This window comes from Methylobacterium sp. J-088, from assembly GCF_022829295.1.
In the GTDB taxonomy this organism is placed as follows: Bacteria; Pseudomonadota; Alphaproteobacteria; order Rhizobiales; family Beijerinckiaceae; genus Methylobacterium.
In genome coordinates this window covers 191964-218015 of sequence record NZ_JAKSYH010000136.1, presented here as the reverse complement: position 1 = coordinate 218015, position 26052 = coordinate 191964, and the positions used below count along the sequence as shown (strand labels likewise).

Genomic DNA, 26052 nt, shown 5'->3' with positions numbered 1-26052 from the left:
CTCCTCTCGGAACCACCGCCCAATCATCTTCGTGCGGATCGCGGCGGCGATGCGGCCGCGAAGCCTCAATCTTCGACGTTGATGCTCTGGGCCTCGCGGCCCTTTTGCCCATCGACCACAGCCAAGGTGACCTGCTGCCCTTCGGCCAGCGACTCGAGCCCGGCGCGGGACAGAGCCGAACGGTGGACGAACACGTCCTTGCCGCCGTCATTGACCGAAACGAAGCCGAAGCCCTTGGCCGGATCGTACCACTTCACGGTGCCGTTCATCTCGACCGACGGGCCGCTGGCGACACGGCCGCCACCACCGCCGCCGTAGCCGCCACCGCCACCGCCGTAACCGCCGCCGGCGCCACCGTAGCCGCCGCCACCGCCGGGGGCACCGTAGCCACCGCCGGGGGCACCGCCGAAGCCACCGGTCCGCGGACGCAGCTCGCGCCGGGGGGCGGGTGCTGCTTCAGCTGTGGACGTGTCGACGCTGGTGACGCTGGTCACCTGCGGGCCCTTCTGACCCTGCGCCGTGGTCACCGTGAGACGGGTGCCCGGCATGAGATCGGCGTGGCCAGCCGCTTCGACGGCGCGGATGTGGAGGAAGGCATCGCCCGAGCCGTCGCCCAGCTCGACGAAGCCGAAGCCCTTCTCCTTGTTAAACCATTTTACCGTCGCATCACGCTCCGGGCCGGACGCAACCGGCGCCGCGCCACGGGCCGGACCACGGTCGAAACCACCGCCGCCGCCACCGAAGCCGCCACCACCGCCGCCGCCGCCACCGTAGCCGCCGCCGTATCCGCCGCTGGGGGGAGCCTGGTCAGGCCATCTCGGCTCGCCACTCTCGTCGAAGCCACGCTTCTGCGGCCCCCTGAAATCACGACCACGTCCCATCGAAAGCTCGCAAAAACCGTCCGCCGCCCTTGTCTCGAATACCGCGTGCGCGCCATCCCAGACAGCCCACGCCCCGCACTATCATTACCCCAGGTCGCGGTAACCAAGAATAACGCCCCAGTCCTGACGCAATCGGGCCTTGACTGCAAGGACCTTGTTGTCTCAAACGCGCCCGTTCCGTTACTTTCTTGCGGTAAACAACGCAGATGCCGCAAGCGGCCTGCGTGACCTTTCACATGTGAGAGAATGCGTTAGCGAAACGCAAACGGTGTCCAGGTAGCGTCAACATCCTGTTCCGCACTGCGACAGGCCATGATCGCGACCCCGACCTTCCCCGATCTCTCGGCCCTCGTCGTCGACGAGAGCCTCTACATCCGTCGAATCGTGCGCGACATGCTGATGCGCGTGGGCATCAAACGCGTTCTGGAGGCGCCGGACGGCGCGGAGGCGCTCGGCGTCCTCGCGGAAAGCAAGCCCGATCTCAGCATCATCGACTGGGACCTGTCGATTCTGTCCGGCGAGGAGTTCATCCGGCTGGCCCGCACACCGACGACCTCGCCCTGCCCCACCATCCCGATCATCCTGATGCTGGCCCAGCCCCGCCGGAACGTCGTGGACCGCGCGGTCGCACTCGGCGTGAACGAGATCATCGCCAAGCCCTTCTCACCCAAGACGCTCTGGTCGCGTCTCGATGAGGTGATCAACCGACCCCGCCCCTACTCGCAGGTGAAGAGCCTATTGCGACCGATCCCGCGCCGGGTCGGCATGATGAAGGTCGTCGCCTGATCACGGCCGCGATCGGACGTTGCAGTTCCCCGCCGAGCCTGTAGGGTCGTAGATCAGCTCAGGCCGAGCACAGCGCTCCTGGCCGACCCGAAGGATCGACGGCCGCGCCGATGAGGGACGAGACCGCCGCGGCCGCGCCGTCCCGAATTCAGATCGGCGCAGGGCCGCATCAGACCTCCACCCCTCTCCCGGGCCGCGAGCGCCGTCGCCCGGCCTACGCCGCGCTGGACCTCGGGACCAACAATTGCCGTCTGCTCGTGGCGGAGCCGACCTTCAGCGGCTTCCGCGTGATCGACGCGTTCTCGCGGATCGTCCGGCTCGGCGAGGGTCTCGGGACATCGGATCGGCTGAACGAGGCGGCGATCGAGCGTACCGTGGAGGCCCTGCGCATCTGCCGGACCAAGATGCAGGCCCGCGGCGTGCAGCGCGCCAAAGTGATCGCCACGGAAGCGTGCCGCCTCGCGATCAACGGTGCGGCCTTCGTCGAGCGCGTCCGGCGTGGTGTGGGCCTCGACCTCGAGATCGTCGACCGCCAGACCGAGGCCTATCTCGCGGTGACCGGCTGCGCGGCGCTGGCCGATCCGCTCGCCGAATCGGTCGTGATCTTCGATATCGGCGGGGGCTCCACCGAGATCGCGTGGCTCGACGGCGCGGCCGCCAACCCCTCCACCGACCCGACGCTGCGGATCCGGGCCTGGGATTCGTTGCCCGTCGGCGTCGTGACCCTGGCCGAACGCCATGGCGGCGCCGAGGTCACGCGGCGCATGTTCGAGGGTATGGTCGAGGAAGTGGCCGAGAAGCTCTCGCCCTTCGCGATCCGTGCGGCCGCCGCCGCAACGGCGCCGAATTTCCACCTGCTCGGCACGTCCGGCACAGTCACGACGATCGCCGCGATGCATCTGAGGCTGGTGCGTTACGAGCGGCGGCGCGTCGATGGTCTGTGGATGAACGACGCCGCCGTCACCACCGCGATCGACGATCTGCTCGACACGCGGCTGGAGCAGCGGGCCGACAATCCCTGCATCGGTCGCGACCGGGCCGACCTCGTGCTGGCCGGCTGCGCGATCCTGGAGGCGATCCGCCGGGCCTTTCCGTCCGAGCGACTGCGCATCGCCGACCGAGGCCTGCGCGAGGGCCTGTTGATGAACATGATGCGGGAGGACGGGGTCTGGAACCGGAAGTCCGTGAGATGAAGGCCTTGCCGAACAGGGGATCACGATGAGCGACCGGCGCGGCGGCGCGAGTTCCGGCGGCGGCGTGCGCGGGGAGCTGAAGCAGCGGGTCAAGACCGGCCGCGGACGGACCCTCTCGCAGAAGCGCTGGCTGGAGCGACAGCTCAACGATCCCTACGTGGCCCGGGCCAAGCGCGAGGGCTATCGCTCCCGGGCGGCCTACAAGCTGCTGGAGATCGACGAGCGCTACAAGTTGCTGCGGCCCGGTCAGAGGATCGTCGACCTCGGCGCCGCCCCGGGGGGCTGGTCGCAGGTGGCTGCCCGTATCGTGGGGGCTTCCGGCAAGATCGTCGGCATCGATCTCCTCGAGATCGAGCCGATGGCCGGCGTCGACTTCATCACCCTCGACTTTCTCGATCCCGAAGCGCCGGCCACGCTGACCGCACTGCTGGGCGGCCCGGCCGACCTCGTGATGTCCGACATGGCGGCCAACGCCACCGGCCACAAGAAGACCGATCACCTCCGCATCATCGGCCTCGCCGAGACCGCGGCCGAATTCGCCCGCGAGGTGCTGGGGCCGGGCGGCGCCTATCTCGCGAAGGTGCTGCAGGGCGGCACCGAAAGCGCGCTGCTCAGCGACCTGAAGCGTGACTTCGCCACCGTCCGCCATGTGAAGCCAGCGGCGAGCCGGGCTGATTCGAGCGAACTCTACGTCCTGGCGACCGGCTATCGCGGGACGCCGGACGGTACCCGCGCCGCCGACGAGGACTGAGAGCACAGCCGGCGGGATCTACCTGATTACCGACACAGTCCAGTGCGTGGAGGATTGGGCCGGTCGGGTCACCGGCAGCGCCAAGCTGATATACGAGGTCGACCTGCAATCGCCGGACGCGGCGTGGGACGGGAAGATCGCGCCCTTTGGTGAGATCGGCTGGTCCATCGGATTGACGCCGATCGAGACCGGTGTGCTGCCCGGGCGTGACCAGCGAATACGAAAAAAGCCGCCCCGATTGTCCGGGACGGCTCTTCCAGATCGCCGATCGCGGTCGGCTATTCTTCTACTCGGTTGTCGTGTCGTCGGACGACGTCTGCGGTCCGCCCTCCTCCGCCACGCCCTCGAAGCGCGGACGGCGGCGGCGACGCGGCTTGGCGGCCGGAGCCTCCTCGGTGGAAACTTCCGGCTCCGGCGCAGTCGGCGGCTCGGCCGCAGCGACGGGGCGAGCCGGTGCCATCAGGAATGCCGGCAGGCCTGCGGGATCCTCGGCAACGACAGGTGCAACCTCGCGCCGGCGCTCGCGCCGCGGAGCGGCCTCGCTACGCGGAGCCCGTTCCGGACGTGCGTCCGAGCGGGGTTCCTGACGCGTCTCCGTGCGCTGCTCGGCACGCACCGCCTCGCTGCGTCCGTTGTCGTAGCGCCCCTGATCGACGCGGGGATCCTGCTGGCGGTTTTCTGGACGGTTCTCTTGGAACCCCTCTTGCCGGCTGTCGGCTTGCCGATTGTCCGGGCGGTCCTGCCGGTAGTCCGGCCGGCTATACTCCTGGCGGTCCTGCCGATTGTTCTGTCGATCCTGTCGGTAGTCAGGGCGCTGATAATCCTGCCGCTGGTAGTCCTGACGTTGCTGGTCCTGGCGCGGCTGATCGTGACGTTGCTGATCGTTGCGTTGCTGGTCCTGGCGCGGCTGATCCTGCCGGCGGTAATCCTGCCGGCCGTTGTTGTCGAAGCGGCGCTGGTCGCGGTTCTGGAACCGGTCGCGATTCTGGCGCCCGTCCTGGTTCGTGTCGCTGCGGGTGTCGTAGGGCTGGGGCTGCTGTCCCGGATCGCCGTCGTCGTAGCCGTTGTAGGCGTGACCGTTCTGGGACGTGCCGTTGCCCTGGCCGTCCTCATCGCCCTCGTCCATCTCGTCGTCATCGGACCGGCTGGCGTAACCGCCCGTATTCGAGGGACGGGTCTGCTCTTGAGCACCGGACACGATCCGGAAGTAGTGCTCACCGTGCTGGAAATAGTTTTCGGCAGCGACCGGATCGCCCGCCGCCAGAGCGTCACGCGCGAGCTGTGCGTACTTGTCGGCGATGTGCTGCGGGGTGCCGCGAATTTTAACGTCGGGACCGTTGGATTCGTACGAGCGCGTCAGTGGATTCGGACCTTTCGGCCGATTCCGGCCGCGCATCCGTCGATTCTGGTTTGGTCTCATCGGTCTGTAATGACCCTCGTTCACGCAAACGACTGTCTTCGGAGGCGCCAATCGGGACTTCGTGACGCGTGCCGGTCAAGCGCACCCGGCGGCGCCGCGCGTATGATCGCTGTGCGACCTTCGCGTCTATCTGACCATCCCTCGCACCGCGTTCCCGGGCAAGGCACCGGAGACCAGCTGATTGTCAGGTTCAAGCGCTGTTAAACCGCCGCGCCGTCACGCGCGCTCTGGTTCAACGGCTTGGGGATCAGCGAACCCGTCGGCGACTAATAGGCGCCACCAACCCTAACGTTGTCCGACTTAACGAACCGTTCGCGATCTTCAAGTCAACACTAGCGTTCCCCGGCTCGGGCAACAAGCATTTTTTCGATGCATCCCCGCTCCGTCGCGGTGAGGTCCACATTTGCCTAAGAGCGCGGGTCGATAAAACCGCTGCGGCGTGGCCAAGTGCGGCGCAATCGGGCGTGGACCTATCCGCAGTCGGACGACACGTGGGGATCCCCCGGGTCTTTGGGAAGACCGAAACACAGCACACGATCATGACCCGCGAGATCGCGGGTCAGGCCACGATCCGCGAAGCCGGTCGCGACGGCGAGGTCGCGGACAGTCTCGGCCTGATCGTAGCCGATCTCCAGGGCGAGCGCTCCCCCCGGCGCGAGCAGGTTTCGGGTGCGGACACCATCGAGAATTCGTCGATAGGCGTCGAGGCCGTCCGCGCCGCCGTCGAGGGCAGCCAGGGGATCATGCGTGCGCACCTCCCGGTGCAGGGTCTGGATGACGTCGCGCGCGATGTAGGGCGGGTTCGAGACCACGAGATCGAAGCCCCCCCGGATGGCGTCGCACCAATCCGACACCGCGAAGGCCGACCGACTGCCGAAACCGTTCGCCACGATATTGTGACGGGCTATTCTGAGGGCGGGCTCCGATCGGTCGATACCGACGCCGAAGGCGGCGGGAAGCTCGCTCAGGAGCGCTGCTAGGATGCAGCCGGACCCCGTGCCGAGATCGAGGCAGCGCAGCGCTGCGCTCCGGTCCGAAAGCGCGGCAAGCGCGGCTTCGATCAGGATCTCGGTGTCCGGCCGCGGGACAAGGGTCTCGGGTCCGAGGCGGATGGGTAGGCCCCAGAACTCCCACGCGCCAAGGATACGGGCCACGGGCTCGCCGGACAGACGTCGCGTCAGCGCAGCATCCAGGGCGGCCGCCTCGTGATCGTCCAGGCACTGATCTCCTGCGACGAGAAGGTCGCACGCCTCGATCCCGAGGAGGCCCATCAGCAAGAATCGGGCATCGCCCGCTGCTTCTCCCAGGCCGCCCGCATGGAGCACGGCCGTGCTGTGCCGAAGGGCCGCGCGGCGGGACAGGCCGTGGCTCGATCCGGATGTCATGCGCCGCTCAGGCCATGCCCTCGGCGGCGAGGAGCTCCGCCTGATGCTCGGTGATCAGGGCGTCCACCACCTCGTCGAGGGCGGTGCCGGCCATCACCTCCTCCAGCTTGTAGAGAGTCAGGTTGATCCGATGGTCGGTCACCCGGCCTTGCGGGAAGTTGTAGGTGCGAATCCGCTCGCTGCGATCGCCCGAGCCGACCTGAGCCTTGCGATCGGCCGCCCGGACGGAATCCTTGGCGCTGCGCTCCGCCTCGTAGAGCCGGGCACGGAGCACCGCCATGGCGCGGGCGCGGTTCTTGTGCTGCGAACGCTCCTCCTGAACGAACACCACGATGCCGGTCGGCAGATGCGTGATGCGGATCGCCGACTCGGTCTTGTTCACGTGCTGGCCGCCCGCGCCCTGAGCGCGCATCGTGTCGATCTTCAGATCCGCGTCGTTGACGTGGATGTCGACCTCCTCGGCCTCGGGCAGCACCGCCACGGTGGCGGCGGAGGTGTGGATCCGCCCCTGCGTCTCGGTATCGGGGACGCGCTGCACCCGGTGGGCGCCGCTCTCGAATTTAAGGCGCGCGAACACGCCCCGCCCCTTAACCTCGGCGACGACTTCGCGGAAACCGCCGGCCGTGCCCTCGCTCTCCGAGATCACCTCGACGCGCCAGCCCTTCGACTCGGCATACTTCGCGTACATCCGGAACAGGTCACCGGCGAACAGGGCGGCTTCATCGCCGCCGGTGCCAGCCCGGACTTCCAAGATGGCACTTTTCTCATCGGCGGCGTCCTTGGGCAGCAGCAGGAGCTGCAGGTCGCGATGCGCCGATTCGAGGGCGGCCTGCGCCTCCGGTTTCTCCTCGGCGGCGAGCGCCCGCATCTCGGAATCCGTGCCGGGCTCATCGATCAGCGCCTCGACGCCGGACAGATTCTCCAGGGCCGCACGGTAGTGGCGGATCGCCTCCACCACGGGATCGAGGTCGGACAGCTCCCGCGAGAGCTGGACCACAATGTCCGGGTTGCCCTCGCCGGAGGCGAGCTGCGCGGTGACGATATCGTGCCGCGCCAGGATGGCGTCGAGGCGCTCGGTTGGAAAGGGGATCATCGCCCGTGTTTCTAGAGCTCTTCGCAAGGCGTCCCGGCCGGGACGCGGATCGCGTCTCGGACGCGGGGAAGCACGGTCCGCAGGGCTTGAGACCCGGCGCCCTGTCCTTCCCCCCGCCTCCCCCGTGTGGGAGCCGACACGGCGGCGTGCCGCCCGGGAACGTCGTGGCGTTGCCGTACAACTCCGGCCGAACGGTCGGCAAGAGTCGAGACCCTAGATAGGTACGCCGTGGGCGTGCGCGAAGGCTGTGAGAGCCGGGCGCAGGGAGTCGCCGTCGTGCATCCGCACCATTTCGCTGTCGATAAGCTCGGCCACTGCGCGGGCATCGAGGCTCAGCACCATCGCCTTGACCGGACCGATGGCAGCCGGCGACATCGACAGGTCGCGATAGCCAAGGCCGATCAGCGCCATCGCGTCCAGAGGGCGGCCGCCGATCTCGCCGCAGACCGTTACCGGACAGCCGGCTGCGTTCGACCGCTCGGCGATCAGCCGGAACGCCCTTAGCGCAGCGACGCTGAGCGGATCGAAGCGGTTGGCGACGCGGCGGTTCTCGCGATCCACCGCGAACAGGAACTGCATCAGGTCGTTCGAGCCCACCGACAGGAAATCCGCCTCCTTGGCGATCTCGTCGATCTGGAACAAGAGCGACGGCACCTCGATCATCGCGCCGAGGCGGCACTCGGCCGGGAGTTCGTATCCGTGGCGCTTGAGGTAGGCCTTCTCGCGCTCGACGATGCCGCGGGCGCGGACGAACTCGTCCACCGTGGCCACCATCGGAAACATGATCTTGAGCGGATCGCCGTTGGCCGCCTTTAGAAGTGCGCGAAGCTGCATCCGCAGCAAAGCCGGCCGGTCGAGGCCGATGCGGATCGCCCGCCAGCCGAGCGCGGGGTTCTCCTCCTCGAGCTTGGCCATGTAGGGCAGGATCTTGTCGCCGCCGATGTCGAGGGTGCGCACCGTCACCGGCTTGCCCTTCGAGGCGGCGAACACCTTACGGTAGAGCTCCTGCTGCTCGACCGCCGAGGGCATCCGCTGCGCCACCATGAATTGCAGCTCGGTGCGGAACAGGCCGACGCCCTCGGCGCCGGTTTCTTCGAGGTGGCTGAAGTCGACCAGGAGCCCGGCATTCAGATGCAACCCGACCCGCACCCCGTCACGGGTCTGGGCCGGCACGTCGCGCAGAGCCCTGTATTGCTCCTGCCGGCGGGCGCGCAGGCGCACCATCTCGGCATAGGCTGCCTCGACCTCTGGGCCGGGCCGGACATGGATTTCGCCGGCCACGCCGTCGACGATGATGGCATCGCCCGCGTCGCAGAGCGCGGTCGCGTTCTCCACCTCGCCCACCGCCGGGATGCCCAACGCCCGGGCGACGATGGCGACGTGGCTGGTGGGACCGCCCTCCTCCAACACGATGCCGCGCAGCGTCGAGGCCTCGTAATCGAGGAGCGCCGCCGGCCCCATCGTCCGCGCCACCAGGATGGCGTTTTCAGGCAGGACAAGGACCCCCGCCGCGCCGGGGCCGATCAGCGCCCGCAGCAATCGGTTCGCGAGGTCGTCGAGATCGTGCAGCCGCTCACGCAGGTACGGGTCGGACTGGCGCATCATTTTGGCGCGGTTGTCCGACTGGACCCGCTCGACCGCGGCCTCTGCGGTCAGGCCGGAAGCCACCGCTTCGCGCATCCGCCGGAGCCAGCCCTTGTCGTGGGCGAACATCCGGACGGTCTCCAGCACCTCGCGGGATTCCGCCGTGCCGATCCGGTCGCCGCGCTCCACCAGGGCATCGATTGCCGAGCGGACCTCCTCGATCGCGGCGTCGAGCCGGGCAACCTCGCGATCGACGTTCTCGGCAATCAGCGTCTTTACGACCACGCGGGGCTCGTGCAGCACCACGTAGCCGAGGCCGATCCCGTCGGCGAGGGCGATGCCCCGGGCCAGGACCGGGCGGCGGGCGGCCGTGCCGGCGTCGGGGGCCAAGCTCTCCAGCTCGCCGGAGGCGATCATCTCCGAGAGCACCATGGCGGTGGTCTGGAGCGCCTCGATCTCCTCCTCGGAGTAGACGCGGTAGGTCTTGTTCTGAACGGTCAGCACGCCGAGCGTGTTGCCGGCGCGGAGCAGCGGCACGCCCAGGAAGGCGTGGTAAGCCTCTTCACCGGTCTCGGGCCGGTACGAGAAGGCCGGGTGGTTCTGCGCGTCGGACAGGGAGAGCGGTTCGGCGGTGCGGGCGATCAGGCCGACGAGGCCCTCGTCGGCGCGCATGCGGGTCTCGTGGACCGCCTCGCGGTTCAAGCCCTCGGTGGCGAACAACTCTAAGGTGTTGTCATCCCGCAGCACGTAGACCGAGCAGACCTCGGCCACGACGTTGGCAGCGATCAGGACGACGATGCGGTCGAGGCGTGCCTGGGGGCTGACCGGCTCCGCCATCGCTTCGCGGAGGCGGCGCAGCAGCAGGCGCGGGCCTCCGGGCGCAGCGGGCATCTGTTCGTCGTTCCAGTGTCGATGAGCGGTCCTGGCGTCGACCACCCTGCAACCTTGGCGCCAAGCTCGGGACGGCCGGCGCCGGATGAACCGTCGCGCTCTCGCCAGACGTGCTCTGGGATCGGCGAAACGGCCCGCGACTGTTCAGGTCGCACCATGCGCCCCGATCGAAACCGCCTCGTCCCAGGCTCAGGCCTGATCCAGGCCGTATAGCGAGTGGAGCGTGCGCACGGCAAGCTCCGTGTAGGCAGCGTCGATCAACACAGAGAACTTGATCTCCGACGTGGTGATCGCGCGGATGTTGATTCCCTTCTCGGCGAGCGCCCGAAACGCTTTGGCGGCGACACCCGCATGGCTGCGCATGCCGACGCCGATCGCCGAGACCTTCACCACGTCGGTGGCGCCCTCGATCTGCGCGTAGCCGATCTGCGTCCGCGCCTCGTCGAGGATCTTCCTGGAGCGCTCGTAATCCGCGGCCGGCACCGTGAAGGTCATGTCGGTGGTCGACTGATCGCCCGACACGGTCTGGATGATCATGTCGACGTTGATGTTGGCATCGGCCAGGGGCCCGAAGATCGCGGCGGCGACGCCGGGGCTGTCCTTGACCTGACGCAGGGTGATCTGCGCCTCGTCCCGGGAGAACGCGATCCCGGTGATGATCTGCTGTTCCACGGTGTCGTCCTCGTCGCAGATGAGGGTGCCCGGACGGGCGGCGTCCGGCGGATCGAAGGAGGAGCGGACCGTGGTCGGCACCCGGTGGACCATGGCGAGTTCCACCGAGCGGACCTGCAGCACTTTGGCCCCCAGCGAGGCCATCTCCAGCATCTCCTCGAAGGTCACCCGCTCCATCCGACGGGCCTTCGGTACGATGCGCGGATCCGTGGTGTAGACCCCGTCCACATCCGTATAGATGTCACAGCGCTCGGCACCGATCGCGGCCGCCACCGCCACCGCCGAGGTGTCGGACCCACCACGGCCCAGGGTGGTGATCCGGCCGGTCTCGGCGTGGATGCCCTGGAAGCCCGCGATCACCGCGACCTCGCCCTTGGCAAAGCCTGCCTCCAGATTCTTCGGATCGATCTCGGCGATGCGGGCCGAGCCGTGCGCCTCGGAGGTCACCACCGGGATCTGCCAGCCCTGCCAGGAGCGAGCCTTCAGCCCGTCCTTCTGGAGGGCGATCGCCAGGAGGCCGGCGGTCACGAGTTCGCCCGAGGCGACCACCGCGTCGTATTCCCGGGGATCGTAGAGCGGGTTCGCGTCCTTGACCCAGTCGACCAGCTCGTTGGTCTTGCCCGACATGGCCGAGACGATCACGGCGACGTCGTAACCGGCCGCCACCTCGCGGGCGACGTGGCGCGCGACGTTGCGGATGCGGTCGACGTTGGCGACGGAGGTGCCGCCGAATTTCATCACCAGACGGGGCATGGTCTCTCGGTCGCGGGTTCCCGATGGCGACGGGGCCGGACCGACGCGGCCGGTCCGAAGGGTGCTGGGCGGGTACAAGCGGCTCGGTGAGGTGTCAACAACCGGCCAAGCATGACGCCCGCGCGCCGCAGCGACTTGGATGACGCCGTCGTGCTAAGGCCCGGCCGGACCTTCGAGGACGGGACGCACATGGACAGGGCAGCCACGGATCGCGGCAGCGGGGGCTTCGTCGATCACGGCGAGGTCGCCCGGTTCGACGCGCTTGCCGCGACGTGGTGGGATGAGTCCGGTCCGATGCGTGTGCTTCACCGGTTCAATCCGGTGCGACTCGCCTATATCCGCGACGCCCTATGCCGCCATTTTGGGCGCGACCCGCGAGCCCCCTTCCCGCTCGACGGCCTGACGATCTGCGATGTCGGCTGCGGCGGCGGCGTCCTGTCCGAGCCGTTGGCCCGGCTCGGTGCGACCGTGACGGGGCTCGATCCAGCCGAGCAGAACATCGCGGTCGCCCGGTCCCATGCCGAAGCGGCCGGCGTGCCGGTGGATTATCGCGGCGCGACGATCGAGGCGGTCGTGGCCGCCGGGGAACGGTTCGACGCCGTTCTGATCATGGAGGTGGTGGAGCACGTCTCCGACATGCCGGCCTTCGTGCGCACGGCCTGCGCGGCCGTGAAGCCGGGCGGGATGCTGTTCGCCGCAACCCTCAACCGGACGATGCGCTCCTTCGCGCTGGCGATCGTGGGCGCCGAGTACGTGCTCGGCTGGCTTCCGCGGGGCACGCATGATTGGGGGAAGTTCGTGACGCCGCACGAGCTCGGCCGGGCGATCCGGACGGGCGGCCTCTCGGTCAGCGACATGGTCGGGGTCGTCTACAACCCCCTGACCGACGGTTGGCGCACCGGCCGGGACACGGCGGTGAACTACATGGTCGCAGCCGAGCGGCGGGACTGAACCGGACGCGCCCTCCGCCGTTGGCACCGCGGCGGAGACGGTGACGATGCTCGAAAAGATACCCAGCGCTTTGGGCGAAGCCCTGTCGGGCCTCAAGGCCGGCACCGAGAAGACCGCCTTCCACGCATCCTTTCCGGACGTTCCGGCATCGCTCACCCTGAGCAGTGCGGCCTTCTCAGACGGGGCTGCGATACCGGCCCGATTCACAGCGGATGGCGAAGGCCTCTCGCCGCCCCTCGCCTGGAGCGGCCTGCCGCCCGGCACCGCATCCGTGGTGGTGCTGGTCGAAGATGCCGGCAGCCCGACGCCGCAGCCGCTGGTCCATCTGATCGTTTGGAATCTTCCCTCCGGACGCTCCAGTTTGGACGAAGGCGATGTCTCGAAGCCCAGCTCCAGTCCGGACATCCCGCTCGGTCGGAACAGTTTCCTGCAGACGGCCTGGCTCCCACCGGACCCGCCCAGCGGCCACGGCCGGCACGCCTATCTGTTTCAGATTTTTGCTCTGGCGCAGACCCTTGACCTAGATGAGAATCCTGGCCGCGGCGCTCTGCTCGACGCAATGAAAGGCCTCGTCCTGGCCAAAGGTGTACTGATCGGGACTTACACCCGCGCATGAATGTTGACGGGTGTCGAACAATTGCGGCAATGACCGCGAACAACACGTTGTGCCATGTTTAACGAGCTTCTAATATTACTCTGAGCATTCCTGAATTCGGCCAGCACCGTCGAAGCGTGATTGGGGAGCGGGCCTATGGGGGTCGACGCGCGGCCGAAGCGACGGGGCAACGAGCGCGTGGCACGCGCACTCGCGGCGTCTGACGTCGGCACCTGGGAATGGCATCTGGACGACGAGATCCTGCGATGCGACGCAGTCGCGGCTGAAATGCTCGGGGTACCCAGGGCACGAGGCGGGAGCTTCGGGTCGCTCCTCAAGCGTGTTCATCCCGAGGATCAGCCGCGGATCGAGGCGCTGATCGACGATCTTCGCCGTCAGGGCGGCCTGTTCGCGGCGCAATTCCGGACCGTTCCCGAAGCGGACGATGTCCGATGGGTCTTGGCGCGCGGGCGCTTCAATCGGGACGCCGGGGATTTCGTGCGCGAGGCGCGCGGGATCGTCATCGACGTCACCGCAAGCAGCCGTGCCGGCGTTCTCGACGAGGCTACCTTCCGCGCGACGGACGTGGAGACCGGCGGGATCGACCGTGTGGCCGAGTTGGCGCTGATGCTGTTCGAGTCGGCTGCGAACCTGGGCCAGCAGCAGTTCGATCGCCTCAAGCCGGTGCTCGACGTGTTGCTGCATGAGATCGGACGCCAGCTGGCGGAGCCGCCGCCGATCCCGCATCTGGAGAGCATTCATTGAGCGTCGTGCCCTGGCGGCGCCTTGCCTTACCGGGGGAAACCCTGATATGGCGACGCCATTCCGCGATGCGTGTGCCGTGATCGCCGGGCGTGTTCGCGCGTCCAGCCCCGCGACGACGTTCCCGACACCCCTTCCATGGACGGCCCTCCGGGCTCGAGAGACCGATGAAGATCCGCAACTCCCTCAAGTCCCTGCGTGGCCGCCACCGCGACAACCAGCTCGTGCGTCGCAAGGGCCGGGTCTACGTGATCAACAAGACCCAGAAGCGCTTCAAGGCCCGCCAGGGCTGAAGCCGATCGGATAGCCCGATCCGAGCCGGAATTCAGCAGCCGCACCCACCCGGGCGCGGCTGTTTTCGCATGCGCGGCACCGCGGCACGTTGACGGGCCTGTCGACGACGAACACTCTGGCCCCATGATGCCGACCCGCCTCCTCGCCGCTCTGGTCTGCCTCTCGGCGCTGATCGTCGTGTCGCCCGCCGCACGGGCCGCACCGGAGCCGAATCGCACGGGGCGGACGGCGCCGGAAGCGAAGCCCGCGCCCAAGCCACTGAGCCTCGACGACCTGTTCGCCCGCTTGCGCGCCAGCGAGGATCCGGTCGAGGCCAAGGGCATCGCGAAGCTGATTGAGCGGCGCCTCGCCGGCTCGGGAAGTCCCACCGCCGACCTCCTCACGGATCGCGCCCGCCAGGCCGTCACCGCCCACGAGTTTCCCCTCGCCGCGGAGCTGATGGACCGGGTCACGGCCCTTGAGCCCAACTGGTCCGAGGGCTGGAACCGGCGCGCCACGGTGTTCTGGCTCCTGACCGACAAGGACGACGCCATCGGCGATTTGAAGCGTGCCTTGGTCCTCGAACCGCGCCATTTCGAAGCCTGGGCCGCCCTCGGCCGGATCTACGAATCGCAGGACGACAAGGCCCGTGCCCTGTCGGCCTTCCGCCGGGCGAAAGCGCTCTATCCGCAGATGGACAAAATCGGTGAGGCGATCGACCGCCTCGCACCGGAGGTCGACGGCCGCGACCTGTGACGCGGATGCTCGGTCTTCTCGTCACGCTCCTGGCCCTGCCCTTCGCGGTACTGAGCCTCGTCCTCGCGATCGGCGCCCTCGTAAGCTTCGCGATCACGCTGCGGGTGAACGCCACCTATCCGCCAGCCGGCCCCTTCGTCGCGGTGACCGGCGGCCGCCTCGCCACGATTCAGGACGGGCCGGCGGACGGGCCACCGATCGTCCTGCTACATGGCGCCTCGGCCAACGCATCGGACCCGATGGAAGGGATCGGTCGACGCCTCGCCGCCCGGGGGTTCCACGTCATCGCCTTCGACCGACCGGGCTTCGGCTGGAGCGACCGGATCGCGGGCGCCGAGGCCGCTGCGCCCGCCGTGCAGGCGCGCCTGATCGCAGAAGCCCTGGCCAATATGGGTATCGGCCCAGCAATCGTATTCGGCCATTCCTGGGCCGGGTCGCTGGCTCTCGCGCTCGCCCTGGATCATCGAGAGCGGGTTTCGGCACTCGTGCTGGCGGCGCCCGTTGCGATGCCGATGCCGGACCGGGTCGCCGATCTGCCCTGGTACTGGCGGCTCGCCGTGCAGCCTTCCGTGGCGTGGCTGCTCAGCCGCACGATCGGGCCACCGCTCGCACAGCAATTCCTGCCGGAGGCGGCACGCCGGGTGTTCACGCCCCAACCGGAAAACCCCGATTACCCGAAAGCCGCCCGCGCCACCCTCGTCCTGCGGCCCGGTACGTTACTCGCGAATGTGCAGGACCTTCTCGGCCTGACGAAGGCGCTAGCGGCTCAGGCCCCACGTTATGGCGAGATCCGGATCCCGACCTTGGTCATCGCCGGCGAGGCGGATCCGATCGTGCGCAGCGCGGAGCAGGCGGTGCCGCTGGCCCGGACGATCGCGGATGCGCGGCTGGTCCTGCTGCCGGGGATCGGCCACATGCTCCAATACGTGGCGTCAGACCGCGTGACGGAGGAGATCGCCACGCTGTCTGACGAATTGGCCCATGCGGCGACGGCTGCACCCGCCGGACATTGAGGCGCTCTCTTCACGTCGCTCCGATGTCGCTTCCCCCGCGCACCGGGAATCAGGAGCGCTCACGCCTTCTCGGCGTGCTCGCGGGTTATGAAGGTGAGCCGCACGAGATTCGTGGCTCCGGGCGTGCCGAACGGAAGTCCCGCCACCACGATCACCCGATCGCCCACCGCCGCGAACCGCTCGCGCACCGCGAACTTGGCGGCGCGGAACGACATGTCGTCCACGTCGCTGGCGTCCTTGGTGACGATCGGATGGGTGCCCCAGGCGAGCGCGAGGCGGCGCGCAGTCTCGCGCCGGGGCGTCAGGGCGATTACCGTGGCGTTCGGGCGCTCGCGCGACAGGCGCAGGGCGGTCGAGCCGGAACTGGTCCAGGCCATGATGGCGTCGAGGTCGAGGGCGTCGACCATTTGATGCGCGGCCGCCGCGATCGCGTCGTTTGCGGTGTGGTCCGGCGTGGCGCTCTGGGCGCGGATGATCGACCAGTAGAGCGCGTCCCGCTCAACCTGCTCGGCAATGCGGCTCATGGTTTCCACCGCGCCGAGCGGATGCGCGCCCGAAGCGCTCTCGGCCGAGAGCATCACGGCATCGGCGCCCTCGTAGACCGCGGTGGCCACATCCGAGACTTCGGCGCGGGTCGGGACCGGCGCCGTGATCATCGATTCTAGCATCTGAGTGGCAACGACGACCGGCTTGCCGAAACGCCGGGCCCCCCGGACGATGCGCTTCTGCACGCCGGGCACCTGCTCCAGCGGCATCTCCACGCCGAGATCGCCGCGGGCGACCATCAACCCGTCAGAGATCTCGATGATCTCGTCCAGCCGGGTCAGCGCCTGCGGCTTCTCGATCTTGGCCATCACCAAAGCGCGGCCGGCACAAACTTTCTTGACCTCCGCCACGTCCTCCGGACGCTGAACGAAGGACACCGCGATCCAATCGGCACCCGCATTGAGACCCGCGTCGAGATCCGCCCGGTCCTTGTCGGTCATGGCCGGCACCGGGATCACCGTGTGGGGCAACGACACGCCTTTACGGTTGGAGATGCGGCCGCCGACCTCGACCCGGGTCACCGCCCGGTTCTCCGATGTCTCGACCACCGACAGCCGCAGCTTGCCATCGTCGAGCAGGATCGCGTGACCGGGCTCCAAGGCCTGGAGGATCTCCGGATGCGGCAGGTGGCATCGCGCGGAATCGCCGGGCGTCGGGTCGCCGTCGAGCACGAAGCTCGCACCGGCCTCGATCATGACGGCACCGTCCGAGAACGTGCCGAGCCGCAGCTTCGGCCCCTGCAGATCGACGAGAATCCCAATCGGACGCTTGGCCTCGCGCTCGATGATGCGGATCGCCTCGACCTTCTCTGGCAGCTTCTCCCGGGAGAGATGGCTCATGTTAAGGCGAAACACGTCCACACCCGCGCGGAACAGCCGTTCGATCATCTCGGGTGAATCGGAGGCCGGCCCGAGGGTGGCGACGATCTTCGTGCGGCGGGAACGTTTCAAGCGGGATCCTCCGGGCATTTCACCGCGAGCCTTCAGGCGTCGTCGGGTTATTGGGATGGATGCGGGAGCGAAATCCGCAGCGAATCATGCAGCGATAGCGCCGTCGCCCTACGGTTTGGCGGGGGTGTCCGCGCGGTTCGGATCGGTGAGCTGAACAGTCCAGCTTTTCTGCTCGCCGGTATCGACTTCGAAGAAGCCGTTGCGGTCGTAGCCCCTGGCGAGACAATCTTCGAGTCCGCGGATGGTGAACTCCGAATCGCGGGTACACATCAGCGAGCGTCCACTCCACTCGCCGCCGCGCGTGTAGTCCACCGCGAACACATAGTAGAACCGGGCCGCCAGCGCACCCTTCAGCAGGGTCTCGCAGGCCTTCGGTGCGAGGTCCCACCAGCCCTCCGTGACCCAGCCCTGCGGATCGCGGTAGCCCAGCGAGATACCGACTTTGCTGCCGGTCTGGTTGCACAGGCGCAGATCGGCCTTGGCCGGGCCCGCACCGAGGAGCGCGAACCCGAGGACCGTGAGTGCGGGCAGGAGCCGAGACGCCCGGACGCGGACGTTCAAGCCATGCCCGATCGCGCTGCAACCGTCCACGGCTCTAAGCCTTTGACTTGACGCGCACTTCAGCACCGAACCGGCGTCCACGTCGGCGGAGAACGCTCTAGTTGACGAGGATGATGCGGCAATCGTTGACATTGGTACAGGTCGGACCGGGATTCACGAGGTCGCCGAGAGCCGCGAAGAACGCGGTCGAGTCGTTCTGCTCCAGCATCGCGGCCGGGTCGAGGCCGGCGGCGCGGGCGCGATCGAGGGTCGTGGGATCGACGATACCGCCCGCCGGGTCGGTGGCGTGGCCTCGGCCTCCATCGGTGCCATCGGTATCGGCACTGATACCGGAGATGCCCGGCTCGCCTGCCAGGGCGACGGCGAGGGCCATCGCGTATTCCTGGTTTGGACCGCCATTGCCCTCACCCCGGATGGTGACGGTCAGTTCGCCCCCTGAGATCAACGCGACCCGCTGGCCGGCCGCCTTGTAGCGTTTGGCTGTGACCGCATGCTCGGCGGCGACTTCGCGGGCTTCACCCTCCAGATCGGCGCCCAGCATCACGGGCTCGTAGCCGGCCGCCCGGGCCGCCTCGGCCGCTGCGTTCAGGGCATCGATCGGGCGGGCTATGATGCGGTATTCCGCCGGGGCGAAAGCCGAATCGCCCGCCTTCGGCGTCTCGTTGTTCGGGTCGTTGAGCAGGCGCGTCGCCTCTTCCGGCAGCGGGATGTGGCGACGTTCGCAGATGGCGCGGGCGTCGGCCAGGGTGGACGGGTCCGGCACAGTCGGTCCGGACGCGATCACAGCCGGATCGTCGAACGGCACATCCGAGATCGCCAGCGTCAGGATCCGCCGTGCGTTGCGGGCCGCGAGCGCGAGGCGCCCACCCTTGATCCGGGAGATGTGCTTGCGCACCGTATTGATCTCGCCGATGGGCGCGCCGGAGCGCAGCATCGCGCGGGTGATCGCCTGCTTCTCGATCAGGGTCAGGTCACCGGCCGGGGCGATCCAGTTGGCCGAGCCGCCACCGGAGAGCAGCACCAGAACCTCGTCGTCCGGCCCGGCCTCCGTGGCGAGCCGCAGGGCCTCCTTGGTCGCCGCGATGCCGGCCTCATCGGGGACGGGGTGACCCGCCTCGACCATATGGATCCCGGGCGCGTCCTGTCCGTAGCCATGGCGCGCCACCGCGAGCCCCACGATCCGGTCGTCGCCGAGTCCGTGCTTCTGCCGGTAGAAGCGGCTCGCCACGGCGCTCATGCTGCCCGCGGCCTTGCCGGCGGCCAGGATGATCAGCCGGCCCGGGCTCGGCTCGGGCAGGTGCGGCGGCAGGGCGAGATCGGGATGGGCGGCCCGGATTGCCGCCGTGAGGAGGCTGTCGAGGAGCGCGCGCTGCGCCTGAATGGCAAGATCGGCGGCGGGCGGGACGGTCTCGGTCATGGCGTCGGACGGGCTCCTCTCTCGACCCGATCGCACGATCCCCACCCGTTTGTTGCCGGGGCGGCGGGCCCGTTTCTTGCCGTGAGCGCACGATCCTTGATAGGTGATCTGCCCGAGCCTTCGCGCCACGGCAAGCGCCTTCGGCGCCCCCGCACAGATTGGAAGACCTCGGAGCCCCGTGACCCGTCCGGAGAATGAAGCCGCCGCCCAGGTGCCGCATCCCTGCGAGATCATACCGGGCGATCCCGCCTGCGGCCTCGTCATCGTTTGCGATCATGCCTCGAATTTCGTCCCACCGGACATCGAGCTCGGCCTGCCGCCCTCCGAATTCGCCCGGCATATCGCCTATGACATCGGTGCCGCGGCGGTGACCCGGAGCCTGGCGGCGCAACTCGGCGCGCCGGCGATCCTGACGAATTTTTCGCGGCTGATCATCGATCCGAACCGCGGCCGGGCCGACCCGACGCTGGTGATGCGCCTCTCCGACGGCGCGGTGGTTCCCGGCAATGCCCGGATCGACGCAGCCGGCAAGCGGGCCCGGATTGCCCGATTCTATGCGCCGTTCGACGCGGCCATCGACGCCGCGATCAGCGCCGCCGAAACAGCGGGGCGGCCGGCTAAGATCCTGACCATGCACAGTTTTACGCCCTACTGGCGCGGCATCCCGAGGCCCTGGCAGGTCGGCATCCTGTACGATCACGACGCGCGCTTCGCCCGCCCGCTGATCGACGCGCTGGCAGCCGATCCGGCCGGGCTGACGGTCGGCGACAACCAGCCCTACGGCGGGGGCCTGCCGGGCGACACGATCGACCGCCACGCCACGGCGCGCGGGCTTCCGAACGCCCTGGTGGAGATCCGTCAGGATCTGATCACCGACGAGGCCGGTCAGGCGGAATGGGCCGCGCGCTTCGCCCGCATCCTGCGTCCGCTGATGGCGGCTTGATCCCGGCGCTTCCGATTCCGAAATTCGAGTTCGTACGCGAAGAAGGCACGCGATTGATGAATGATCTCGAAGCACGCACGCAGATTGAACTCGAAGCAGCGGTGTTTCGCCGGCTGGTGGCGCATCTGCGGACGCGCACGGACGTGCAGAACATCGATTTGATGAATCTGGCGGGCTTCTGCCGGAACTGCCTGTCCAACTGGTTGAAGGACGCCGCCGACGAGACGGGCGTGGCGCTCACCAAGGACGCAAGTCGGGAGGCGGTCTACGGCATGCCGTATGAGGAATGGAAGGCGAAGCATCAAACCGAGGCCAGCGCCTCGCAGCAGGCGGGCTTCGCGGCGAATCAGGCGAAGGGGCATTGAGCAGCCGCGAATCGGTTCAGCTTCCGGTAAGTTCGCCCCATTAACCACGGGTCAGGGCGCAACTGCGCCGTGTAGTCCGGAGAGCCCCATGAACGCCCATTCGATGCCCAGCGCCGCGCAGCGGCCCGGCGGCGACGTCTCGTCGGCCGAAGGTGTGGCCGCCGACGAGCTGAAGCAGTTCATCGAGCGGCTCGAACGGCTGGAGGAGGAGAAGGCCGGCATCATGGGCGACATCAAGGAGGTGTTCGCCGAGCTGAAGGGCCGGGGTTTCGACTCCAAGGCGGTCCGCACCATCCTGCGGATCCGCAAGCAGGATCACAGCGAGCGCCAGGAGCAGGAAGCCATTCTGGAGCTCTACATGCAGGCGCTCGGCATGGCGTAGGCCGCCGACACCGCGCCGGATCTTGGATCCGGCACGGCAACGGGCGTCGCCGGAATCGTCAATGGGCTTCGGCTGACCCCGGATGGCCTTCGTCGATCAGACCCAGCGTCCGCCCCGGATACCCGGCAGCGTCGAAATAGCGGGTCTGTCCGACCGTCTGATAGCGCAGGATCGTGGTGAGGCCGGTCGTGTCCGGCTCCGAGCGCAGGACATGCGTCTCGGCGTTCGGCGTGGCACCGTTCGCCAACGCCTCCGTGAGCACCCGCCCGACCAGCGTGCCCTTGTCGAGGATCCTCAGATCGAGGATCGAGGCGATGGTCTTGCCGAGATCGGCATTGCTCGCCGGGACCGGGCTTTCGAGACCGGCGCGGAAGCTCGGGCCGGCCGCGCCCATCACGTTGCGCGTATCGGCCCGCGAGAAGCTCCCGTGCATGCCCTGGCCCTGCTGCAGCCCGGTATCGGAGACTTCGACACCACAGGTGGTCGGATCGGCGCAGCCGGTGGAGAAGCTCCGGAAGTTGACCACGATGGCCGGCATCGGCGTCAGGGCCGAGCCGTCCAGCGCGATCGCCGAAAGGGGCAGCGTGCCCGGGATCGGGCCCAGGGCGGCGCTGACGAACAGGCCGCTGACGTAGTCCTGCCGGGACAGGGCTTCGACGACCCGCTGGGCCAGGGCATGGTCGCCGTTCGGAATGTAGACAAGGTCCGAGCCGCCATTGGCCGCCACGACCACGTCGGGCCTGGCCGGATCCGTGCCGATCAGGCCGTTCGCGCGGCTTGGGTAGTTCCCGGCACCGAGCTTGGCGCCCTTGGCGTCCGGATCGAACAGACCGAGGTCGAGCGCGTGCGCGATGTCGATGGCGACAAAGCCCGGCGGCAGCTGACGGCTCGGGACGCCCTTGTAGCTCTGGCTCGCGGAAAAACTCGTCGCGCTCTCCTTGGAGATGGTCGAGAAGCCGTGGTCCGAGGTTAGGATCACGTCGGTCGACTCCGCGAGGCCCTGGTCCTTCAATGCGGCCAGCAGCGTGGCGAGGTTGGTGTCGGCGTTGCGGATGGCGGCGAGGCTGGTCGGTCCGTTGATGCCTGGTACCAGCCGGCCGAGACTGTCGCCTTGGTTGTGCTGGGTCCCGTCCGGATCGCGTGACCAGAACACCAGCACGAACGGCGTCTTGCGCGTCTTGAACAGCGGCAGCACCGCCTTGGCGGCAACCTCGGCGAAATAGGCCTGCTGATCGACGTTGGCGGCGAGCGTCCCCGGCGCGTCGGCATTGCCGGCCGCACCGTTGGCGCCGCGGTTCGGCGCCTGGACCGGCAGGCCGGCGGTGCCGAGGCGGGCCTTGAGCTCCTCGCTCAGCGGGATCCCGGCCGGGCGGCCGGTGCTGTCGTCGATCAGGATCGTCTCCTGGCCGGATCGGGCCGTGTGATCGAAAACCAGGGACGGCCCGAGCTTGCCGATGCTCGCGGTCGACAGACCCTTGGCGTGTGCCGCCCGCAGGATCGTCTCCTCGTTCAGGTAATTGCCGGCGAAATGCTCATCGACATCGCCGAGCACCGGGTCGCTTTCCAGGAACGGCGTGAGGCTCTCGCCCGCCCCCGGCACCGGGAAGGCCGTGTAGATCGTGTTCCCGTACTGGCCGGTATCGCCGAGCATGTGCCCGGTCGCCATCGCGGTGGCATTCGGCATCGTGAAGGTCGGGAACAGGGAGTGGGTGTTGGTGAAGCGTACGCCGGCCTTCATCAGCCGGTCCATGGTCGGGGCATTGGCGGCGGTGACCATGCCGTAGCGCAGGCCGTCGGCGACGAAGAGCACGACGTTGCGGGGCTCGGCCTGTGCGTTTGACGCAGCCAGGAGCCCCAATCCGATCAGGCAGGAAGTGAGTGCGCGCTGCACGACGAATCTCCGATGGTTCTGCCGAGGGGCGTGATCGGAGGCTGTGACAGGCGCGTGACAGGGTGGCTTGGGGGCGAGCGGGTTCGCAGATCGTCCGCTGCGCCGACGATTGCGGTTGAGCCCCTTACCCCGCTTGCCGGGAGAGGGCTTCGGCGAGCCTGTCGTCGCCGAAGCGAGGCGGCAGCCGAGGGTGAGGGGGTGATTCAGGACGAGACTTTTCCGGAGCCGCCCCCTCACCTTCGCTCCGGCTTCGCCTGCGCTTCCCGCGGGGACCGCGAGGTCCGTGCGGGCCCCTCCCCGCAAGCGGGGAGAGGGGTGGCGTCGCGCTTCTCTTTGGAAAAACGAGCCGCTTCAGGCGGCGCGCTTGGACCGGTTGAGCAGCTTCCGGTTGACCAGCACCTCGGCGATCTGCACCGCGTTGAGCGCTGCGCCCTTGCGCAGGTTGTCCGAGACGCACCAGAAGTTCAGACCGTTCTCGATCGTCGCGTCCTCGCGGATGCGCGAGACGTAGGTCGCGTCCTCGCCGGCCGCCTCGTGGGGGGTCATGTAGCCGCCGTTCTCGCGCTTATCGATCACCAGCACGCCGGGGGCGGCGCGCAGGATCTCGGTGGCCTTCTCGGGCGAGAGCGGACGCTCGAACTCGACGTTCACAGCCTCGGCGTGGCCGATGAAGACCGGGACGCGGACGGCAGTGGCCGTCAGCTTGATCTTCGGGTCGAGCATCTTCTTGGTCTCGGCGACCATCTTCCACTCTTCCTTCGTGTAGCCATCCTCCATGAACACATCGATGTGGGGGATGACGTTGAAGGCGATGCGCTTGGTGAACTTGCCACCCTCCTTGATCTCGCCCGCGGTGAACACCGCGCGGGTCTGATTGAACAGCTCGTCCATCGCCTCCTTGCCGGCACCGGAGACCGACTGGTAGGTCGAGACCACGACGCGCTTGATCGTGGCCGCCTCGTGGAGCGGCTTCAAGGCGACGACCAGCTGCGCAGTCGAGCAGTTCGGGTTGGCGATGATGTTGCGCTTGGTGAAGCCCACCACCGCGTCGGCGTTCACCTCGGGCACGATCAACGGCACGTCGGCGTCGTAGCGGAACGCCGAGGAGTTATCGATCACGACGCAGCCCTGCTGGCCGATCCGCGGCGACCACTCCTTCGACGTCTCGCCGCCGGCCGACATCAGGCAGATGTCCGTGTCGGAGAAGTCGTAGGAATCGAGTGTTTTGACCTTGAGCGTCTTGTCGCCGAAGGAGACCTCCTGGCCTTGGCTGCGGCGCGAGGCCAGCGCCACGACCTCGTCGGCGGGGAAAGCCCGCTCGGCCAGGATATCGAGGATTTCGCGGCCCACGTTGCCCGTGGCGCCGACGACGGCGACCTTGTAACCCATCTCTCGTCTCCGCGCGGAAAACCCCGACCGATCCGGGTGCCACGCTCAAGCCAGACACATCGGCCGAAGGATCGTTCCGGCCGGACAGCGCCCGCCGAACGGACGCGGCCGCGGATCGCATCCTCGACGGAGGTGGGATCGACGGCCTGCCCGAGCAAGGCGCGCCCGGAACAGCGCTGTCAAGGCCGGGCCCGATGCAACGATCGATTCACCCTGACGCGGGGAAACCGGTGACGATCGTGGGATCGCCAGGGGAATTCAATCCTTTGCCCTGACGATCAAGGACGGAACACGCGGTTCTCTGTTCGCAGGGTGTCATTGTGGCTGGATCGGGGGAGGCACTGGACGGGCGCGCGCCCGCCGGTCTGATGTCGGGTCTCACGGGTTGGGTGACGCTGTCGCCGGGCGCCCTTGGCTGGCGTCTGGTGCTGGCCTCGGCCGTGATCGCCCTGCTGTGCGTCGCCGCATGGCGTCCGGGTCGCGGATCGGGTTCGCCCGGGGGCGCACCTGCTGTGGCGATCGAAGCCAAAATCGGGTTCAAGCCCAGGATGCCGGCCGCGCCGGCAGCGCCGCCGATTCCCGTCGCCCTGTTCGATCTTGCGCAGCCCGGGATCGATCCGGTGCACGTCACCGCCGGGATCGAACCGCGCACGGGTTTGCGCGAGGATGTGCTGAGCCGTGGGGATGTGGCTGCCGTCGAGGCCCCGGCGCTGCGGCTGACGCTCACGCGCGGCATGAATGCCGGCGCCGCCCCGACCCTGTTCATCCTGATGGCCCGACGCGCCGCATCCGGCCCGTCCCTCGACCGGCCGGCGCTCGCGGTGGTCCGGACCGGATCACGCGGCCGGATCCAGACCAAGTTCGGTGCGGTCGATACACTGGAGGTCACGTTCGCCAATCCTGCGCCGCGGACCTGCCTGGGATTCGTCACCCTGGAGGCCGGGTTCCGGCTCGACGGCTGGTCCTGTGCACCGCTGGGGCAGCTGCCCGAGGCTCAGGCGTTGGCCTGTACGATCGATGCGCTGAGCTTCGTCGACCTCGCCGATCCCGAGACGACGGCCGCCTTCTCGGCGACAGCGCCCGCGTCCCGATCCTGCCCCGTGACGAAGGTTGCGGAGGTCTCCGTTCCGATCACACCGACCGGGAAACGGGCGCGCAACAAAAAATAAGGCCTCAATGTGGCAAATCGCACAAGCTCAGCCATAAAGGTGGAACAACAGCTTCGCCCAAGCGTCTTATCGTGAAAGGCGTCGAACTGTTAAGCTTCGGTCGCCATACTGGTGGCACTCACACGCAAGGTTAGCCATGCGCTCGCTCAGGATCGCACTTCTCGGCGTCATCGCCGCTGCCGGCTTTGGCGCCTCTGCGCCGGCTCAAGCGCAGGACGGCTTCGTCCCCGGCCCGATCTATCGCGTCAGCCGTCCCCTTCCGATCCGGGTTCGCCCGCGCAGCTGGCTCGATGCCGGCAACGTGCCGCTGACCTCGAACGTTCCGGGCGCCGGCGGTTCGCGCAACCCGGCCCTGAACCCCTACCTGATCGCGGCGTCGAACCAGCTGACCCCGCCCTACGGCCCGACCGATCGCTTCGGCCGCGGGATCCTGCCGGATCCGATCACCAACGGGCCGTTCATCGGCGCCCGCTCGTCGGCCATCCGCAACGTCGACCTGTCCTTCGTCGACCGGCTGGACCCGACCTCGCCGCTCTACGGCCGCCCGTACTAAGGCGACCCGTCGCAACATCACGTTCTTTCAAGCGCGGGCCTTCGGGTCCGCGCTTTTCGTTTGCCACCTCGCGGCTTCGGGCCTTCACCGATACCGGTAATCCTGTATGCCAAGCGGTGCAGAAGCC

General features: G+C 68.2%; 25 protein-coding genes. 14 read left to right on the top strand and 11 right to left on the bottom strand.

Going from position 1 to position 26052, the window contains the following annotated elements:
* Nucleotides 1-65: 65 nt before the first annotated feature.
* A complete protein-coding gene (locus tag MKK63_RS31705) occupies nt 66-881 on the bottom strand; it encodes a cold shock domain-containing protein (protein ID WP_279574665.1) in 816 nt (271 codons plus the stop codon).
* A gap of 312 nt (nt 882-1193) precedes the next feature.
* On the opposite strand from MKK63_RS31705, the gene MKK63_RS15110 reads away from it, so the two are divergent.
* From MKK63_RS15110 to MKK63_RS15100, 3 genes are all read left to right on the top strand, one after another.
* Nucleotides 1194-1667, top strand: coding sequence for a response regulator (locus tag MKK63_RS15110; RefSeq protein WP_244003062.1), 474 nt, complete (start codon nt 1194-1196; stop codon nt 1665-1667).
* A gap of 110 nt (nt 1668-1777) precedes the next feature.
* Nucleotides 1778-2860: a Ppx/GppA phosphatase family protein gene (locus MKK63_RS15105; protein WP_244003060.1), complete on the top strand. Its 1083-nt coding sequence runs from the start codon at nt 1778-1780 to the stop codon at nt 2858-2860.
* A 25-nt stretch (nt 2861-2885) separates the two neighbouring features.
* On the top strand, nt 2886-3611 hold the full coding sequence (locus MKK63_RS15100) for an RlmE family RNA methyltransferase (RefSeq protein WP_244003058.1): 726 nt from the start codon (nt 2886-2888) through the stop codon (nt 3609-3611).
* Between the two features lie 286 nt (nt 3612-3897).
* Here the strand turns inward: MKK63_RS15100 and MKK63_RS15095 are convergent, their stop codons facing one another.
* The 5 genes from MKK63_RS15095 to MKK63_RS15075 form a co-directional block, all read right to left on the bottom strand.
* Nucleotides 3898-5007, bottom strand: coding sequence for a DUF4167 domain-containing protein (locus MKK63_RS15095; RefSeq protein ID WP_244003057.1), 1110 nt, complete (start codon nt 5005-5007; stop codon nt 3898-3900).
* A gap of 494 nt (nt 5008-5501) precedes the next feature.
* Nucleotides 5502-6416 (bottom strand): peptide chain release factor N(5)-glutamine methyltransferase, encoded by a 915-nt coding sequence (gene prmC, locus MKK63_RS15090; RefSeq protein ID WP_244003055.1) that lies wholly within the window; start codon nt 6414-6416, stop codon nt 5502-5504.
* 7 nt (nt 6417-6423) lie between these two features.
* A complete protein-coding gene (gene prfA / locus MKK63_RS15085; protein WP_244003053.1) occupies nt 6424-7509 on the bottom strand; it encodes a peptide chain release factor 1 in 1086 nt (361 codons plus the stop codon).
* A gap of 213 nt (nt 7510-7722) precedes the next feature.
* Entirely contained in the window at nt 7723-9984 is a 2262-nt protein-coding gene (gene ptsP / locus MKK63_RS15080; RefSeq protein ID WP_244003051.1) for a phosphoenolpyruvate--protein phosphotransferase, read from the bottom strand.
* A 189-nt stretch (nt 9985-10173) separates the two neighbouring features.
* Nucleotides 10174-11409 (bottom strand): aspartate kinase, encoded by a 1236-nt coding sequence (locus MKK63_RS15075; protein ID WP_244003049.1) that lies wholly within the window; start codon nt 11407-11409, stop codon nt 10174-10176.
* Nucleotides 11410-11598: 189 nt separating this feature from the next.
* Here MKK63_RS15075 and ubiG point away from each other — a divergent pair, with 189 nt between their 5' ends.
* The 6 genes from ubiG to MKK63_RS15045 all read left to right on the top strand — a co-directional run bounded on the left by ubiG (nt 11599) and on the right by MKK63_RS15045 (nt 15759).
* Nucleotides 11599-12360 carry a bifunctional 2-polyprenyl-6-hydroxyphenol methylase/3-demethylubiquinol 3-O-methyltransferase UbiG gene (gene ubiG / locus MKK63_RS15070; RefSeq protein WP_244003224.1) on the top strand — a complete coding sequence of 254 codons (762 nt, stop codon included), beginning with the start codon at nt 11599-11601 and terminating at the stop codon, nt 12358-12360.
* Nucleotides 12361-12406: 46 nt separating this feature from the next.
* Nucleotides 12407-12976 carry a YbhB/YbcL family Raf kinase inhibitor-like protein gene (locus tag MKK63_RS15065; protein ID WP_244003222.1) on the top strand — a complete coding sequence of 190 codons (570 nt, stop codon included), beginning with the start codon at nt 12407-12409 and terminating at the stop codon, nt 12974-12976.
* A 135-nt stretch (nt 12977-13111) separates the two neighbouring features.
* A complete protein-coding gene (locus MKK63_RS15060) occupies nt 13112-13720 on the top strand; it encodes a PAS domain-containing protein (protein ID WP_244003047.1) in 609 nt (202 codons plus the stop codon).
* A 164-nt stretch (nt 13721-13884) separates the two neighbouring features.
* On the top strand, nt 13885-14010 hold the full coding sequence (gene ykgO / locus MKK63_RS15055; RefSeq protein ID WP_003601867.1) for a type B 50S ribosomal protein L36: 126 nt from the start codon (nt 13885-13887) through the stop codon (nt 14008-14010).
* A gap of 124 nt (nt 14011-14134) precedes the next feature.
* Nucleotides 14135-14746: a tetratricopeptide repeat protein gene (locus MKK63_RS15050; RefSeq protein ID WP_244003045.1), complete on the top strand. Its 612-nt coding sequence runs from the start codon at nt 14135-14137 to the stop codon at nt 14744-14746.
* A 5-nt stretch (nt 14747-14751) separates the two neighbouring features.
* On the top strand, nt 14752-15759 hold the full coding sequence (locus tag MKK63_RS15045; RefSeq protein ID WP_244003043.1) for an alpha/beta fold hydrolase: 1008 nt from the start codon (nt 14752-14754) through the stop codon (nt 15757-15759).
* A gap of 59 nt (nt 15760-15818) precedes the next feature.
* Here the strand turns inward: MKK63_RS15045 and pyk are convergent, their stop codons facing one another.
* From pyk to MKK63_RS15030, 3 genes are all read right to left on the bottom strand, one after another.
* Nucleotides 15819-17255: a pyruvate kinase gene (gene pyk / locus MKK63_RS15040; protein WP_244003041.1), complete on the bottom strand. Its 1437-nt coding sequence runs from the start codon at nt 17253-17255 to the stop codon at nt 15819-15821.
* Nucleotides 17256-17363: 108 nt separating this feature from the next.
* Nucleotides 17364-17786, bottom strand: coding sequence for a DUF1036 domain-containing protein (locus MKK63_RS15035; RefSeq protein ID WP_244003219.1), 423 nt, complete (start codon nt 17784-17786; stop codon nt 17364-17366).
* 127 nt (nt 17787-17913) lie between these two features.
* Nucleotides 17914-19233 (bottom strand): glycerate kinase, encoded by a 1320-nt coding sequence (locus MKK63_RS15030; protein WP_244003038.1) that lies wholly within the window; start codon nt 19231-19233, stop codon nt 17914-17916.
* Nucleotides 19234-19411: 178 nt separating this feature from the next.
* Here MKK63_RS15030 and MKK63_RS15025 point away from each other — a divergent pair, with 178 nt between their 5' ends.
* The 3 genes from MKK63_RS15025 (at nt 19412) to MKK63_RS15015 (ending at nt 20923) form a co-directional block, all read left to right on the top strand.
* Nucleotides 19412-20176, top strand: a complete 765-nt coding sequence (locus MKK63_RS15025) for an N-formylglutamate amidohydrolase (protein WP_244003036.1) — start codon at nt 19412-19414, stop codon at nt 20174-20176.
* Nucleotides 20177-20232: 56 nt separating this feature from the next.
* The gene (locus MKK63_RS15020; RefSeq protein WP_244003217.1) at nt 20233-20541 is read left to right on the top strand and encodes a DUF1244 domain-containing protein; all 309 of its coding nucleotides are present in this window, start codon (nt 20233-20235) and stop codon (nt 20539-20541) included.
* 103 nt (nt 20542-20644) lie between these two features.
* Nucleotides 20645-20923: a DUF2312 domain-containing protein gene (locus tag MKK63_RS15015; protein WP_243921361.1), complete on the top strand. Its 279-nt coding sequence runs from the start codon at nt 20645-20647 to the stop codon at nt 20921-20923.
* A gap of 58 nt (nt 20924-20981) precedes the next feature.
* On the opposite strand, the gene MKK63_RS15010 is transcribed toward MKK63_RS15015, so the two are convergent.
* Nucleotides 20982-22814, bottom strand: coding sequence for an alkaline phosphatase family protein (locus tag MKK63_RS15010; protein ID WP_244003034.1), 1833 nt, complete (start codon nt 22812-22814; stop codon nt 20982-20984).
* A gap of 351 nt (nt 22815-23165) precedes the next feature.
* Nucleotides 23166-24203 (bottom strand): aspartate-semialdehyde dehydrogenase, encoded by a 1038-nt coding sequence (locus tag MKK63_RS15005; RefSeq protein WP_243921087.1) that lies wholly within the window; start codon nt 24201-24203, stop codon nt 23166-23168.
* A 320-nt stretch (nt 24204-24523) separates the two neighbouring features.
* On the opposite strand from MKK63_RS15005, the gene MKK63_RS15000 reads away from it, so the two are divergent.
* Both MKK63_RS15000 and MKK63_RS14995 read left to right on the top strand, forming a co-directional pair.
* Nucleotides 24524-25372 (top strand): hypothetical protein, encoded by an 849-nt coding sequence (locus tag MKK63_RS15000; protein ID WP_244003032.1) that lies wholly within the window; start codon nt 24524-24526, stop codon nt 25370-25372.
* 136 nt (nt 25373-25508) lie between these two features.
* Entirely contained in the window at nt 25509-25925 is a 417-nt protein-coding gene (locus MKK63_RS14995) for a hypothetical protein (RefSeq protein ID WP_244003030.1), read from the top strand.
* Nucleotides 25926-26052 lie beyond the last annotated feature (127 nt).

What these genes read in the sequence shown, in the direction of transcription:
- MKK63_RS31705 (WP_279574665.1), bottom strand. Translation starts at nt 881, where the DNA reads ATGGGACGTGGTCGTGATTTCAGGGGGCCGCAGAAGCGTGGCTTCGAC.
- MKK63_RS15110 (WP_244003062.1), top strand. Translation starts at nt 1,194, where the DNA reads ATGATCGCGACCCCGACCTTCCCCGATCTCTCGGCCCTCGTCGTCGAC.
- MKK63_RS15105 (WP_244003060.1), top strand. Translation starts at nt 1,778, where the DNA reads ATGAGGGACGAGACCGCCGCGGCCGCGCCGTCCCGAATTCAGATCGGC.
- MKK63_RS15100 (WP_244003058.1), top strand. Translation starts at nt 2,886, where the DNA reads ATGAGCGACCGGCGCGGCGGCGCGAGTTCCGGCGGCGGCGTGCGCGGG.
- MKK63_RS15095 (WP_244003057.1), bottom strand. Translation starts at nt 5,007, where the DNA reads ATGCGCGGCCGGAATCGGCCGAAAGGTCCGAATCCACTGACGCGCTCG.
- prmC (WP_244003055.1), bottom strand. Translation starts at nt 6,416, where the DNA reads ATGACATCCGGATCGAGCCACGGCCTGTCCCGCCGCGCGGCCCTTCGG.
- prfA (WP_244003053.1), bottom strand. Translation starts at nt 7,509, where the DNA reads ATGATCCCCTTTCCAACCGAGCGCCTCGACGCCATCCTGGCGCGGCAC.
- ptsP (WP_244003051.1), bottom strand. Translation starts at nt 9,984, where the DNA reads ATGCCCGCTGCGCCCGGAGGCCCGCGCCTGCTGCTGCGCCGCCTCCGC.
- MKK63_RS15075 (WP_244003049.1), bottom strand. Translation starts at nt 11,409, where the DNA reads ATGCCCCGTCTGGTGATGAAATTCGGCGGCACCTCCGTCGCCAACGTC.
- ubiG (WP_244003224.1), top strand. Translation starts at nt 11,599, where the DNA reads ATGGACAGGGCAGCCACGGATCGCGGCAGCGGGGGCTTCGTCGATCAC.
- MKK63_RS15065 (WP_244003222.1), top strand. Translation starts at nt 12,407, where the DNA reads ATGCTCGAAAAGATACCCAGCGCTTTGGGCGAAGCCCTGTCGGGCCTC.
- MKK63_RS15060 (WP_244003047.1), top strand. Translation starts at nt 13,112, where the DNA reads ATGGGGGTCGACGCGCGGCCGAAGCGACGGGGCAACGAGCGCGTGGCA.
- ykgO (WP_003601867.1), top strand. Translation starts at nt 13,885, where the DNA reads ATGAAGATCCGCAACTCCCTCAAGTCCCTGCGTGGCCGCCACCGCGAC.
- MKK63_RS15050 (WP_244003045.1), top strand. Translation starts at nt 14,135, where the DNA reads ATGATGCCGACCCGCCTCCTCGCCGCTCTGGTCTGCCTCTCGGCGCTG.
- MKK63_RS15045 (WP_244003043.1), top strand. Translation starts at nt 14,752, where the DNA reads ATGCTCGGTCTTCTCGTCACGCTCCTGGCCCTGCCCTTCGCGGTACTG.
- MKK63_RS15030 (WP_244003038.1), bottom strand. Translation starts at nt 19,233, where the DNA reads ATGACCGAGACCGTCCCGCCCGCCGCCGATCTTGCCATTCAGGCGCAG.
- MKK63_RS15020 (WP_244003217.1), top strand. Translation starts at nt 20,233, where the DNA reads ATGAATGATCTCGAAGCACGCACGCAGATTGAACTCGAAGCAGCGGTG.
- MKK63_RS15015 (WP_243921361.1), top strand. Translation starts at nt 20,645, where the DNA reads ATGCCCAGCGCCGCGCAGCGGCCCGGCGGCGACGTCTCGTCGGCCGAA.
- MKK63_RS15005 (WP_243921087.1), bottom strand. Translation starts at nt 24,203, where the DNA reads ATGGGTTACAAGGTCGCCGTCGTCGGCGCCACGGGCAACGTGGGCCGC.
- MKK63_RS14995 (WP_244003030.1), top strand. Translation starts at nt 25,509, where the DNA reads ATGCGCTCGCTCAGGATCGCACTTCTCGGCGTCATCGCCGCTGCCGGC.